Source organism: Bradyrhizobium sp. HKCCYLS3077 (genome assembly GCF_051167555.1).
GTDB lineage: Bacteria > Pseudomonadota > Alphaproteobacteria > Rhizobiales > Xanthobacteraceae > Bradyrhizobium.
On sequence record NZ_JBNPTH010000001.1, the window covers coordinates 136,178 to 149,521 of the forward strand.

The window sequence follows — 13,344 nt, forward strand, 5'->3', positions numbered from 1 at the left end:
AAGTCTGTCCATGACCGATCCCGACCTGCACAAGAATGATCCGGAAAACCCGGCGCAGGCCAGCGAACCCGTCGTCTCGAAACCCTATATCATGCCCGACGATCCCGAGACCGGCTCGGCCGAGGCCCTCGCCAAGGAAGCCGCCGACGCGCGGGACAAGATGCTGCGCACGCTGGCAGAGATGGAAAATCTGCGCAAGCGCACCGCACGTGAGGTCGCCGACGCGCGCATGTACGGCATCACCGGCTTCGCGCGCGACGTGCTCGATATCGCCGACAATCTGCAGCGTGCGCTCGATGCCGTGCCGGCCGAGACCCGCGAAAATGCCGATGCGGGCCTGAAGGCACTGATCGAGGGCGTCGAGCTCACCGAGCGCTCGCTGCTCAACACGCTGGAGAAGAACGGCGTCAAGAAGTTCGACCCGACGGGCCAGAAGTTCGACCCGAACTTCCAGCAGGCGATGTACGAGGTGCCGGATCCATCCGTGCCGTCGGGCACCGTGGTGCAGGTCGTGCAGGCCGGCTTCATGATCGGCGAGCGCGTGCTGCGCCCGGCCCTGGTCGGCGTGTCCAAGGGCGGCGCGAAGGCCGCGCCCGCGGCGAGCAACGATCAGTCGAATAGCGCAGCCTGAGTTTGAACGAGCGGTCCACGCGCGGACTGCTCCATGCAAAAACGCAAAAAAGCCACCGGCGGTACCGGTGGCTTTTTCGTTTACTGGAGCTCCGATGAGCTTGGACCCGCTCAGCCCCTCGGCTGGATGCCGTCGCGCACGGCGCGGAAGCGCGGGAAGGCGGCCGACCACTGGTCGCGCGGCGCGCTGCCGATGATCCGCAAGGTGCTCGGGCCGCTGAAGCGCAGCCACTGCACCACGGTCACCGGCGTATTGTCCTTGCCGCTGACCGCATCGATACGGGTCTCATAGGCCGGCAGGCCGTCGATGCGGATCGGCTCGGACATCGTGATTCGCGCCTCACGGACGCCGGGAATCGTGGTGGCCGCCTGCTGCGCGACGCGGGCGCGGTCGCCCGCTTCGGGCGCGACGCCGGCGACCAGCCCGATCACCACGAAGGGCGCGGCCTCGAAACCCTTCTCCTCGTCGCTGTCGCCGAGGATCAGCGCGCCCGGTCCGAGCGTGCGAACGGTCTTGAAGCCGGAGAGCTCGGTGACCTTGAACGGCATGATCCCAAGCTGCTCGTCGACCGGCACGTCCTTGCGGACCACGGCCGAGGCAAACATCTGGCGCACGGCGTCGTCGGTGTAGATCTTGCTCGCCGTTTCCGGCACCTGCACCGCGACATAGCCGGAGAAGCCGCTGCCGGGCAGGATCATCGAATAGCGCCGCACCGGCGTCGCGCCGTCGCGCCCGTTCTCGACCGTGTAGTAGGCGGTGCCCGCCGATGTCTCGATGCTCTCCGGCTTGATGTTGCCAGTGCCGCCGGGATTGGCGGTAAAGGCGTTCTTCACCTCGCCATAGGCGGCCGCCGGCAACTCGGTCAGCAGCACCTTCACGCTCTGGTCCTCGGTTTCGAAGCCGGAAAAATTCTTGGCCTTGCCGAGGCCGACCAGCGGCGCAAGCCCGATGCGCACACCGGGCGGGAAGATGGCATCCGCAGCCAGCGCCGGTCGCAGCAGCGAGATCGAGACCAGCGCCACGGCGAGAAGTCGGAAGAGCGTCATGAGGAAACTGCCTCGTTCAATGGACCAGTTCGACGGCCGCCATCCCCCGGTCACGACCATCCTCGAAAGAGACGCCTTTTAGCGGGTTTGCCGCGCCGGGGACAGGTCGGCAGGGTGCGACGTGAAGTTCCGGCCTAGCATCGTGATCGATCCGCGCTCGATTATGGCTTTGCTAAGGATGTTTGACGGTGCCGGAGGCCGGCGGCTTGGCGGCCGCGATTGGTGTCTGGCGCATCATTTCGCGGCACGTCCGGGCCATCCGCCAGCCTGCCTGGAAGTCTTGCATGGAAGTCTTGGGCCCGTCGTCTGACCTCCGCCGGTGGCGACGATCCGGACGCGGGAGAATCCGCGGTTTTTTCCGCGCGCCCGAGCCTCCTCCGGTCCTTGCGGGTGCCTCCCCCCCTCCTATATGACGCTCATCGTCGCAATATCGCGAGCATTTGATCTGAGGGGGTTTTGGATGGGGGCGCCGTCAGGGCCCCACCCAACCTGCCGCAAAAAGAAGGATATGAGACCATGGGAAAGGTCATCGGGATCGATCTCGGCACCACGAATTCGTGCGTGGCCGTCATGGACGGCAAATCGTCGAAAGTCATCGAGAACGCCGAGGGCATGCGCACGACGCCGTCGATCGTCGCCTTCAGTGACGATGGCGAGCGCCTCGTCGGCCAGCCGGCCAAGCGCCAGGCCGTCACCAACCCCGAGCGCACCTTCTTCGCAGTCAAGCGCCTGATCGGCCGCCGCTACGACGACCCGATGGTCGAGAAGGACAAGAAGCTCGTCCCCTACAAGATCGTCAAGGCCGGCAACGGCGACGCCTGGGTCGAGGCCGACGGTAAGACCTATTCGCCCTCGCAGGTCTCCGCCTTCATCCTGCAGAAGATGAAGGAGACCGCTGAGGCCCATCTCGGCCAGAAGGTCGACCAGGCCGTCATCACCGTCCCCGCCTACTTCAACGACGCCCAGCGCCAGGCCACCAAGGACGCCGGCAAGATCGCTGGCCTCGAAGTGCTGCGCATCATCAACGAGCCGACCGCAGCGGCGCTCGCCTATGGCCTCGACAAGACCAAGGCCGGCACGATCGCCGTGTACGACCTTGGCGGCGGCACCTTCGACGTCTCGATCCTGGAGATCGGCGACGGCGTGTTCGAGGTGAAGTCGACCAATGGCGACACCTTCCTCGGCGGTGAAGACTTCGACATGCGTCTGGTCAGCTACCTCGCCGACGAATTCCAGAAGGAGCAGGGCATCAACCTGCGCAACGACAAGCTCGCTCTGCAGCGCCTCAAGGAAGCTGCCGAGAAGGCCAAGATCGAGCTGTCGTCGACCACGCAGACCGAGATCAACCTGCCCTTCATCACCGCGGACCAGTCCGGTCCGAAGCATCTGACGATGAAGCTGACCCGCGCCAAGTTCGAGGCGCTGGTGGCCGACCTCGTCGAGAAGACCATCGAGCCGTGCCGCAAGGCGCTGAAGGATGCCGGCCTCACCGCCGGCGAGATCGGCGAAGTGGTGCTGGTCGGCGGCATGACCCGCATGCCGAAGATCCAGGAGATGGTGAAGCAGTTCTTCGGCAAGGAGCCGCACAAGGGCGTCAACCCCGACGAGGTGGTGGCGATCGGTGCCGCCATTCAGGCCGGCGTGCTGCAGGGCGACGTCAAGGACGTGCTGCTGCTCGACGTGACCCCGCTGTCGCTCGGCATCGAGACCTTGGGCGGCGTGTTCACCCGCATCATCGACCGCAACACCACGATCCCGACCAAGAAGAGCCAGGTGTTCTCGACCGCCGAGGACAATCAGAACGCGGTCACCATCCGGGTCTTCCAGGGTGAGCGCGAGATGGCGGCCGACAACAAGATGCTCGGCCAGTTCGACCTGATGGGCATTCCGCCGGCGCCGCGCGGCATGCCGCAGATCGAGGTGACGTTCGACATCGACGCCAACGGCATCGTCAACGTCTCGGCCAAGGACAAGGCCACCGGCAAGGAGCAGCAGATCCGCATCCAGGCCTCGGGTGGCCTGTCGGAAGCCGACATCGACAAGATGGTCAAGGACGCCGAGGCCAATGCCGCGGCCGACAAGAAGCGCCGCGAGGCGGTCGACGCCAAGAACCATGCCGACGCGCTGGTGCATTCCACCGAGAAGGCGCTGGCCGAGCATGGCTCGAAGGTCGCCGACACCGAGCGCCGCGCCATCGAAGACGCCGTCAGCGATCTGAAGGAAGCGCTGAAGGGCGACGATGCCGAGGCGATCAAGGCCAAGACCAACACCCTGGCCCAGGCCTCGATGAAGCTCGGCGAGGCCATGTACAAGCAGCAGGCCGAGAGCGATGCGGCCCGCGACGCCGCCAAGGATGATGTGGTCGACGCGGAGTTCACCGAGGTCGACGACGACAAGAAGAAATCTGCTTAATCGACGGTAGAGGCTGATAGCCATGACCCCCATGCCAAAGAGCGCAGCCAGCGTCTCGTTGGATGGGGGTCATTTTCTTTGAACCGGCGCGCGGCGTGCGCGCGAGCCGTTGAGGTCTGACGATGTTCGGGCGGGTTTGATTGATGTCCACCAAGCGCTGCTACTACGAGACCCTGGAAGTCGAGCGCGACGCCGACGAGACCAAGCTGAAGTCGGCCTTCCGCAAGCTCGCGATGAAATGGCATCCGGACAAGAATCCGGGCGATGCCTCCAGCGAGGTCAAGTTCAAGGAGATCAACGAGGCCTATGAGGTGCTGCGCGACGCCGACAAGCGCGCCGCCTACGACCGCTACGGCCATGCCGCGTTCGAGCAGGGCGGCGGCGGTGGCCCGCACGGCTTCGGCGCCGGTTTCGCCTCGTCCTTCTCCGACATTTTCGAAGACCTGTTCGGCATGGCCGGACAGCGCCGCGGCGGGACGGGGCGCGAGCGCGGCGCCGACCTGCGCTACAATATGGAGATCACGCTCGAGGAGGCGTTCCTCGGCAAGACCGCGCAGATCGAGATCCCGGTTTCGGTCACCTGCGAGCCTTGCTCCGGCACCGGCGCCAAGGCCGGCACCAAGCCGAAGACCTGCGCGATGTGCGGCGGCGCCGGCCGGGTCCGCCAGGCGCAGGGCTTCTTCACCTTGGAGCGCACCTGCCCTGGCTGCCATGGCCGCGGCCAGATGATCGAGGATCCCTGTCCGTCCTGCTCCGGCACCGGCCGGGTGACGCGCGACCGCACGCTGTCGGTCAACATTCCCCAGGGCGTCGAGGACGGCACCCGCATTCGTCTCGCCGGCGAAGGCGAGGCCGGCCTGCGCGGCGGCCCGCCGGGCGACCTCTACATCTTCCTGTCGCTGACCGGCCACGAGTTCTTCCAACGCGACGGCGCCGACCTGCACTGCCGGGTGCCGATCTCGATGGTGACCGCGGCGCTCGGCGGCGAGTTCGAGGTGCCGACGATCGACAGCGGCAAGACCAAGGTGAAGATTCCCGCCGGCACCCAGTCCGGCCGCCGCTTCCGGATCGCCGCCAAGGGCATGCCGGTGCTGCGCTCGCGCCAGACCGGCGACATGTATGTCCAGGTCGTGGTCGAGACGCCGCAGAACCTCACCAAGAAGCAGCAGGAGCTGCTGGCCGAGTTCGAGAAGCTGTCGTCCGGCGCCACCCAGCCGGAGGCCGCGGGCTTCTTCACCAAGGTCAAGGATTTCTTCGGCAAGGCCGCGAGTTGAGCGTGGCGCACTCGGCCATTTTGGCCGGGCGGCCAGCGTTGTGCGGATGCCGCGATTTTGCTGCTCCGCACATGCAAAAAATTATCACATTCAACTGTAAGTCCACGGACCCGGCAGCCTTAATCGTGAGTTACGGTTCGGCTTGACCGCCCCGCCTGCGACCTATACGTCTTTGTGACTCTTTTCTGACATCGCCGTGAAAACGGTCCCGTCCGGTACTGAGATGCCCTTGCAAACGTCCGTGCGTGCGTCGAAAAAACCTCTTCGTCTCGACGATGAGGTGCGATTCCTCCGCTCATGGATCGAGAAACCGCTGCATATGGGCGCCGTCATGCCGTCGGGACGGCTGCTCGCGCGCACGATGGCACAGTATGTCGATCCTCATGGCACCGGCCCGGTGATCGAGCTCGGGCCCGGCACCGGCGCCATCACCAATGCGCTGGTCGAGCATGGCGTCGATCAGAAGCGGCTCGTCCTGGTCGAATACAATCCGAGCTTCTGCGCGCTGCTGCGCGACCGCTACCCGCAGGCCAAGGTCGTCCAGGGCGATGCCTACCGCCTGCGCGACACGCTGTGGAACGTGCTGGGCGGGCCGGCCTCAGCCGTCGTCTCGGGCCTGCCGCTCGTGACCAAGCCGATGCTCACCCGCATGAAGCTGGTGCGCGATGCCTTCGCGGCGATGGCGCCCAACGCGCCGTTCGTGCAGTTCACCTATTCCGTTGTTCCGCCGATTCCGAAGTCGCTGCCCGGCGTCACCACCGAGGCGTCCGAGCGGATCTGGATGAACCTTCCGCCGGCCCGCGTCTGGGTGTATCGCAAGCCCTGACCGGCAGCCGCGGTTTGCGCGGCGGGTCGCACACCCGTCCGCCCGATGTCCGCGCTGAAGATCCTCATCATCCCCGGCTCGACCCGGGCCGGCTCGCACAATGCGCGGCTTGCCGCGGCCGCCGCCTATCAGTTCGTGCAGGCCGACGCCGACATTACCCGCATCTCGCTCGCCGATTTTCCGCTGCCGATCTACGATGCCGATCTCGAAGCCCAATCCGGCGTGCCGCGCGCGGCCGTCAATCTGGCGCGCATGATCGGCGGGCATGACGCGGTGCTGCTGGTGACGCCGGAATACAACGCCGCCGTGCCGCCGTTGCTGAGCAACGCCATCGCCTGGCTGTCGCGGCTCGACCTGCCGCTGGAGGGCCGCGGCGCGGTGTTTCGCAACAGGCCGTTCGCGATCGCCGCCGCCTCCGAAAACCGCTTCGGCGGCGAGCGCGCGCTCGCGGCGCTGCGCCTGATGCTGACGGCCTGCAACGCCACGGTCATCCCGAGCCAGCTCGCGCTCGGCTTTGCCGACAAGGCGTTCAACGACATGGACCGGCTGAGGCTGCCGGCCGATGTGGCCGCGCTCGATGCGCTGGTCGAGCAGTTGATCGAAACCGCCCAACAGACCACGTGAGGTGACATGCCGACCGAGATTGCTGCCCGCGACCGCCTGATCGTCGCCCTCGACCTTCCCAGCGTGGCGGACGCCGAGGCGATGATCGCAACGCTCGGCGACAGCGTGACGTTCTACAAGATCGGCATGGAGCTGACCTATGCCGGCGGCCTCGGCCTCGCCGAGCGCCTCGCGGCAGACGGCAAGCACGTCTTCATGGACCTCAAGCTGCACGACATCCCCAACACGGTCGAGCGCGCCACGCGCCAGATCGCCAGGCTCGGCGCCCGCTTCCTCACCGTGCACGGCTTCTCGCAGAGCATGAAAGCGGCCCTCGCCGGCGCTGCCGGCTCCTCGCTCGAGCTGCTCGCCGTCACGGTGATGACCTCCTACGACGATGCCGACCTCGCCGCCGCCGGCTACGCCATGAGCGTGAAGGAGCTCGTCGCCCACCGCGCCGCGCAGGCCAGGGACATCGGCATCCACGGCCTGATCCTGTCGCCCGAGGAGACGGCGCTGGTCCGCCCGCTGGTCGGCCCGGACATGCAGCTCGTCACCCCCGGGATCCGCCCGGCGGGCTCGGACGTTGGCGACCAGAAGCGCATCATGACCCCTGCGCTCGCCATCGCCGGCGGTGCCGACCGCCTCGTCGTCGGCCGCCCCGTCACCGGCGCCGCCGATCCCGCGGCCGCTGCGGAGGCCATCGTCGCCGACATCGCTACCGCGGTCGCGCTGGTCGGCAAGACCAATCGCGCTTAAGCAACAGCTGATCACAACCAGGAGACCCTAGGGATGCCCAAGGCCTATTGGATCGCCCGCATCGACGTGCACAACATGGACGGCTACAAGGAATACGTCGCGCAGAACGGTGCGGTGTTCCATCAGTACGGCGCCAGGTTCCTGGTCCGCGGCGGCCAGTACGAGACCCGCGAAGGCACCTCGCGCTCGCGCAACGTCGTGATCGAGTTCAAGGACTACGCCACCGCGCTCGCGTGCTACAATTCCCCGGAATACCAGCGCCTGGTCGCGATGCGTTCGCCGCACTCGGAAGGCGACCTGGTCATCATCGAGGGCTATGACGGCCCGCAGCCGTGACGCGCAGGCCGGCCCCGCTGCAGCCTCGGTTGCCGCCACCAGCGCCCCCGGCTATAGCCCCTGACGGGGCGGAGGAAGTGACATGTCGAAGATGCGCTTGATCGTTGCAGGAGCCGGCGGCCGCATGGGCCGGGCGCTGGTGCGCGCCATCGCCGACAGCGACGGCGCTGTGCTTGCCGGCGCGCTGGAAGCCCCGGGCTCCGAGCTGATCGGCAAGGATTCCGGCCTGCTCGCAGGTCTCCCCGCCAACAACATCAAGCTGTCGGGCGACCTCTGGACGATGTCGGCCGAGGCCGACGGCATCCTCGATTTCACCGTGCCGGCCGCGACCATCGCCAATGTCGCCATCGCCGCCGAGCGCGGCATCGTCCATGTCGTCGGCACCACCGGCCTGTCGGCGTCGGACGACGCCGTGATCAAGAGCGTCACCAAGCGCGCCATCGTCGTGCAGTCCGGCAATATGAGCCTCGGCGTCAACCTGCTGGCGGCCCTGGTCAGGCAGGTCGCGAAGTCGCTCGACGCGAATTTCGACATCGAGATCCTCGAGATGCACCACAAGCACAAGGTTGACGCGCCCTCCGGCACCGCCTTGATGCTCGGACGCGCCGCCGCCGACGGTCGCGGCATCTCGCTGGAGGATCACTCCGCCCGCGGCCGCGACGGCATCACCGGCGCGCGCCGCAGCGGCGACATCGGCTTCGCCTCGCTGCGCGGCGGCACCGCGGCCGGCGATCACAGCGTCATCTTCGCGGGTCCGTCCGAGCGCCTCGTGCTGTCGCACCAGGCCGAGGACCGCATGATCTTCGCCCATGGCGCGCTGAAGGCGGCGCTGTGGGCGCATGGCAAGCCGCCGGGCTACTACACGATGGACGACGTGCTCGGCCTCAAGGACCTGTTCTAATCAAACCAAGTGGATCTCATAGCAATGAGCGAACGTCTCCTGGTGCTGGTGCGCCACGGCCAGAGCGAGTGGAACCTGAAGAACCTGTTCACCGGCTGGAAGGATCCTGACCTCACCGAGCAGGGCGTCAGCGAAGCCAAGGACGCCGGCCGCAAGCTGAAGGCACATGGCCTGTCGTTCGACGTCGCCTTCACCTCCGAGCTGACCCGCGCCCAGCACACCTTGAAGCTGATCCTCGACGAGCTCGGCCAGCCCGGCCTGCCGACGTCGAAGAACCTCGCGCTCAACGAGCGCGACTATGGCGACCTCTCCGGCCTCAACAAGGACGACGCCCGCGCCAAATGGGGCGAGGAGCAGGTCCACGTCTGGCGCCGCTCCTACGACGTCCCACCGCCCGGCGGCGAAAGCCTCAAGGACACCCTCGCCCGCGCGCTGCCCTACTACGTGCAGGAGATCCTCCCCGGCGTCCTCAACGGCCAGCGCACCCTGGTGGCGGCCCACGGCAATTCGCTCCGCGCTTTGATCATGGTGCTGGAGAAGCTGACGCCGGAAGGCATCCTGAAGCGCGAGCTGGCAACGGGCGTGCCGATCATCTACCGGCTGAAGGCCGATTCGACGGTGGAGTCGAAGCTGGATCTGGCGGGCTAGCCGTCGCACGCGCGACCAGTCCCGGCAGTTGACCGCGCCTTTTGTGAGTCATGGCGCCCTTCGTGAGTTGAAGCCCACTCCCGGCCCCGCCGCCGGTGCGCCCCCTCGCCCCGTTCTTACGGGGAGAGGGTTGGGGTGAGGGGCCGCCCCACGGGCAGTGCGTCTTAAAAGCACCCCCCAACGACACAACTCATGAGTTGCTCGTCATGCCGGGCCGGTCCCGTCTGCGCGACCAAGGCAGAGGCCTCGCCCTTCGAGACGCCCACCTCCGGTGGGCTCCTCAGGGTGAGGGGCGAAAGTCGTTCCGGAGCTCTCCTCTTCATGGAGCATGCTGCTCCTTATTGGCAGCGCCATACTCTGTTGCCGACCCTCATGGTGAGGAGGCGCGCGCCCTTCTGCTCATGAGAGCGATGGACGAACATCCGCGCGCCGTCTCGAACCATGAGGCCCGCGACAGCGCCGCCCCGAATCGGCCCGCACGGATCCCCAGCGCTGCCGATCATCTCCCCGATTCACATCTCAAACAGCCCCGCCCACGGCTCCACGACCTCGCGGCGCATCCGCCCGAGTCGTGCTCCAACCATGTCCCTCCGACAATCGAGAGGGCGCAGGGAATGCCGGATGCTGGCCGCACCCATGGCCCGCCTGCAGAAGTAAAAGCAGGCGGCAGTCACCACAGGTTCAGCCGAGAACAACCGGCATTCCCTGCGCGATGGTCTTCACGCTTATACGCAGTCTCCCTGGTGCGCCGGGCTTGTTGGCCACCATGCGCGACAATGCTTGCGCATTGCGCGGGACACCAGCATCGGGGTGTCAGGACGCTGCGACTTCACGTCCACGGTCCCACCGTTCGTCGGCGCGCCCATCAGGACACGCTGCGGCAGACCGCGGCCATCGCCTCCCCACCTCGCGTGTCGTGACGATCGCGCGCAACGCCCCTCTCGTTGAGGCGGGATGGGGGATTGAAACATGATTTCCGGAAAAATGCAATAGAATTTTGTTTATCGGAAAATCAACTGCCTGACACGACTAGAGAGTTGTTTGCCTTTCGAAGCACCTGCGAGAGTTTGAGCGCCGCTTTCTTGACTTCTATCTGGTTCATAAGCGCCGCCATGTCTGCGCGCCACAATGAACGTCAATCGGTGACGTCAATGACGGTCCCGAACACAGGTTGGATGCCAATGTGAGACAGTTTAAAAAATTTGCTTGCGTAGCCATATAGTTAGTACGGTCTGGCGTGGAGCGGCGGTCAACCGCCCCACGCCGGAAGCCGGGCTAGCTTATTGTCGAGGTCATGAACCACATGGCCTTCCTCCTAACAGGGGCGACGTAACCCCCAGTTTCCAGTTCCACTGCCTGACCAAGGCAGTGCTCCGACACGGGGCCAACTGGTGGGTGATCGACAATTGCCTCGCCCAGTTGGTCCCGATCTCGTTTCAGGTGTCCCTATTTTTCGCCGCGATCACCTGCGCAATTCCGCTGAAGAACGCCGCGATTCTTTCCGGCGTCCAATCTCTCATCTCCGCAAGATCTACATCAACGGCAATCTGGAAATTGATCGCGCCGTGCCTTGCTTCCGTCGAGGTTTGACGAGGGGCGACGCGCGGCGGCGGTGCTGGCGATTCAATTGGTTCCGGTTCGGTAGGAATCGGAGCGTAAGATTGCTTGGCCGTCTCTTCGAGCGGCACTTGAGGGACATTAGAAAGCTTGCCATCCGTTCGGATAACGACGCCAGCCGCTTCGCAATAATCAATCAGAAGGCGCAATTGCGGCTTTGCCTCAGGATTCGCCTGACAACGAGCGGCAAGCAGAGACAGCGCGTCTTCTTCAGGGAGCGATCGGAAATGGAGGCGCTGAGTAAGTGCTATTCCGAACCAGCTATTGACGATGATAGGTGCCAACGCTTGCGCTGCCGTCGACGCGTCCCAACCCTGCCGGCGAAAGTATTCGAGCACGGGGGCCGTCGGCACATATGCAGTGCCACTCTTCTCAATGAAGCCGTTCTCCAAAAAAAACGGGTTCATAGATGAAACGTTGGCTTCGTGAATCTTGATTACTTCGGCGATGGCCTTGTAGCTGACCGGCTTTTTACCGCCCTCGCTCAGCAGCGAGTAAGCGCGCAGCGCTTCCAACTGTTTAGTAAAACCAGCCCGAAACGTCGGGAGCTTCTTCGTTAGCTGCGTTTTCAATTCCGCAGATGGCGGAACAGCTGAAGCGTCAGACATAATGCGGCCTCTGGCAGCGGTGATCGACAACGCCAGAGTACCAAAAATCTGTCCTACGTCAATGCAGCTGTGTCTAGATCGGCCAAAACAACAATAGGCCGACTGTGCGCGCTTAACTGATTGATAAGTCGGAGTTATTTTGAGACAATTATTTGCAGGACTTTTTCTTCGCTGTGGAAAATCTCTCTCGACCTTGAAATGCGCGCTGTTTTAGAGCCGCCGCCGTCGGCCGTTGACGCAATCGATTCGTGTTCAGCGTGGCTCGTGGATTTTAGCTATCCTACCCCATCCCCACCTGCCCAGCCTCCCACCCGATCATCGCCTGCTTCCGGGTCAGCCCCCAGTGATATCCCGTCAGCGCGCCGGTCTTCCCGAGCGCGCGATGGCACGGCACTACGAACGAGATCGGGTTCTTCCCCACCGCCGCGCCCACCGCGCGCGACGCCTTCGGTGACTCCAGCCTTGTCGCGATGTCCGAGTAGCAGACGGCGCGGCCCATGGGGATCTTGAGCAGGGCTTCCCAGACGCGGACCTCGAAATCGGTGCCGATCAGGACGACGCGCAGCGGCTGCTCGGGGCGCCACAGGGCCTTGTCGAAGATGCGTTGGGCGAGGCCGGCGGTGCCGGGGACATCCTCGACATAATCCGCGCGGGGCCAGCGGCTCTTCATGTCGGCGAGCGCGCCAGCCTCCTCGCCGGGGTCGGCGAAGGCGAGGCCGGCGAGGCCGCGCGGGGTGGCCATGACGAGCGCCATGCCGAACGGGCAGGGGTGGAAGCCGTAGCGCAAGGTGGTGCCGGCGCCGCCGGTCTTCCATTCGCCGGGGGACATTGCCTCGTGAGTGACGAACAGATCGTGCAGGCGGCCGGGGCCCGACAGGCCGGAGTCGAGCGCGGCGTCGAGCACGCTGGCCGAGCCCTTCAGCAGGCCCTTGGCGTGGTCGAGCGTCAGCGCCTGCATGAACGCCTTCGGCGTCAGCCCGGCCCAGCGCCGGAACAGATGGTGCAACTCGTCCGGAGTCAGGCTGGCGGCGTCGGCCATGTCCTCGATGGTCGGCTGCCGGCGCCAGTGCTCGGAGATGAACGCGATCGCGCGGCGCACGGCGTCGTAGTCGCGCAGCGCGGCGGATTGTTGCGGGCCCGGCTTGGCCAGGGCGGAATCGTGAATGGCGAGGGTCATCATGAGTCCGGATGTAGGGCGGCCGGGGAGGGCACTCCACCCGATTTCTGATTGGGGGGCTAGGGGGTGGATGTGAGCGGCCTCGACCCGCGCTCATGGTTGGTTTGCTCCGTCATTCCGGGGCATTCGCGTGCAAGCGCGAATGAGCCCGGAATCCATACCCACAGGATGATGTGTGAGGCGAGATGCCCACCACCCGCGTGCCCTACACGACGTCCTGTGGGTATGGGTTCCGGGCTCGCGCTGCGCGCGCCCCGGAACGACGGCGGAGATGATGGCGCTGCTTCCGCCTGGGCGGCGGCGATGTACCTCTCCCCGCGCGCGGGGAGAGGTCGGATTGCATCGAAGATGCAATCCGGGTGAGGGGGGCTCTCGGCACGGTCGGTGGGTGGGGCGGCCCCTCACCCCAACCCTCTCCCCGTGAAGGACGGGGAGAGGGAGCGCACCGGTGTTGGGGCGAGCACTGCGGTCGACATCCCCGGCGTCATTCCGGGTTCAATCGGCAA

The 13,344-nt window shown here is 65.6% G+C and carries 12 protein-coding genes; 9 read left to right on the forward strand and 3 right to left on the reverse strand.

Annotated features, from left to right (window positions below):
* The first annotated feature begins 10 nt into the window (after nucleotides 1–10).
* Nucleotides 11–631, forward strand: a complete 621-nt coding sequence (grpE, locus tag ACQR0Z_RS00645) for a nucleotide exchange factor GrpE (RefSeq protein ID WP_434877784.1) — start codon at nucleotides 11–13, stop codon at nucleotides 629–631.
* A gap of 110 nt (nucleotides 632–741) precedes the next feature.
* On the opposite strand, the gene ACQR0Z_RS00650 is transcribed toward grpE, so the two are convergent.
* Nucleotides 742–1,677 carry a hypothetical protein gene (locus ACQR0Z_RS00650; RefSeq protein WP_434857972.1) on the reverse strand — a complete coding sequence of 312 codons (936 nt, stop codon included), beginning with the start codon at nucleotides 1,675–1,677 and terminating at the stop codon, nucleotides 742–744.
* A 516-nt stretch (nucleotides 1,678–2,193) separates the two neighbouring features.
* Here ACQR0Z_RS00650 and dnaK point away from each other — a divergent pair.
* The 8 genes from dnaK to ACQR0Z_RS00690 all read left to right on the forward strand — a co-directional run bounded on the left by dnaK (nucleotide 2,194) and on the right by ACQR0Z_RS00690 (nucleotide 9,436).
* On the forward strand, nucleotides 2,194–4,089 hold the full coding sequence (gene dnaK, locus ACQR0Z_RS00655) for a molecular chaperone DnaK (RefSeq protein ID WP_012040546.1): 1,896 nt from the start codon (nucleotides 2,194–2,196) through the stop codon (nucleotides 4,087–4,089).
* A 143-nt stretch (nucleotides 4,090–4,232) separates the two neighbouring features.
* Nucleotides 4,233–5,363, forward strand: a complete 1,131-nt coding sequence (gene dnaJ / locus ACQR0Z_RS00660) for a molecular chaperone DnaJ (protein ID WP_434857973.1) — start codon at nucleotides 4,233–4,235, stop codon at nucleotides 5,361–5,363.
* Nucleotides 5,364–5,586: 223 nt separating this feature from the next.
* Complete coding sequence (locus tag ACQR0Z_RS00665; RefSeq protein ID WP_434857974.1) at nucleotides 5,587–6,189, forward strand: class I SAM-dependent methyltransferase; 603 nt, start codon at nucleotides 5,587–5,589, stop codon at nucleotides 6,187–6,189.
* A gap of 45 nt (nucleotides 6,190–6,234) precedes the next feature.
* Nucleotides 6,235–6,813, forward strand: coding sequence for an NADPH-dependent FMN reductase (locus ACQR0Z_RS00670; RefSeq protein WP_434917358.1), 579 nt, complete (start codon nucleotides 6,235–6,237; stop codon nucleotides 6,811–6,813).
* Nucleotides 6,814–6,819: 6 nt separating this feature from the next.
* On the forward strand, nucleotides 6,820–7,551 hold the full coding sequence (pyrF, locus tag ACQR0Z_RS00675; RefSeq protein ID WP_434917359.1) for an orotidine-5'-phosphate decarboxylase: 732 nt from the start codon (nucleotides 6,820–6,822) through the stop codon (nucleotides 7,549–7,551).
* Nucleotides 7,552–7,584: 33 nt separating this feature from the next.
* A complete protein-coding gene (locus tag ACQR0Z_RS00680) occupies nucleotides 7,585–7,887 on the forward strand; it encodes a DUF1330 domain-containing protein (protein ID WP_434917360.1) in 303 nt (100 codons plus the stop codon).
* Nucleotides 7,888–7,969: 82 nt separating this feature from the next.
* Nucleotides 7,970–8,788, forward strand: a complete 819-nt coding sequence (gene dapB, locus ACQR0Z_RS00685; RefSeq protein ID WP_434877787.1) for a 4-hydroxy-tetrahydrodipicolinate reductase — start codon at nucleotides 7,970–7,972, stop codon at nucleotides 8,786–8,788.
* 24 nt (nucleotides 8,789–8,812) lie between these two features.
* Complete coding sequence (locus ACQR0Z_RS00690) at nucleotides 8,813–9,436, forward strand: 2,3-bisphosphoglycerate-dependent phosphoglycerate mutase (RefSeq protein WP_009031322.1); 624 nt, start codon at nucleotides 8,813–8,815, stop codon at nucleotides 9,434–9,436.
* A 1,436-nt stretch (nucleotides 9,437–10,872) separates the two neighbouring features.
* Here the strand turns inward: ACQR0Z_RS00690 and ACQR0Z_RS00695 are convergent.
* The gene (locus ACQR0Z_RS00695; protein WP_434917361.1) at nucleotides 10,873–11,661 is read right to left on the reverse strand and encodes a hypothetical protein; all 789 of its coding nucleotides are present in this window, start codon (nucleotides 11,659–11,661) and stop codon (nucleotides 10,873–10,875) included.
* A 280-nt stretch (nucleotides 11,662–11,941) separates the two neighbouring features.
* Nucleotides 11,942–12,841, reverse strand: coding sequence for a methylated-DNA--[protein]-cysteine S-methyltransferase (locus tag ACQR0Z_RS00700; RefSeq protein ID WP_434917362.1), 900 nt, complete (start codon nucleotides 12,839–12,841; stop codon nucleotides 11,942–11,944).
* Nucleotides 12,842–13,344: the final 503 nt, after the last annotated feature.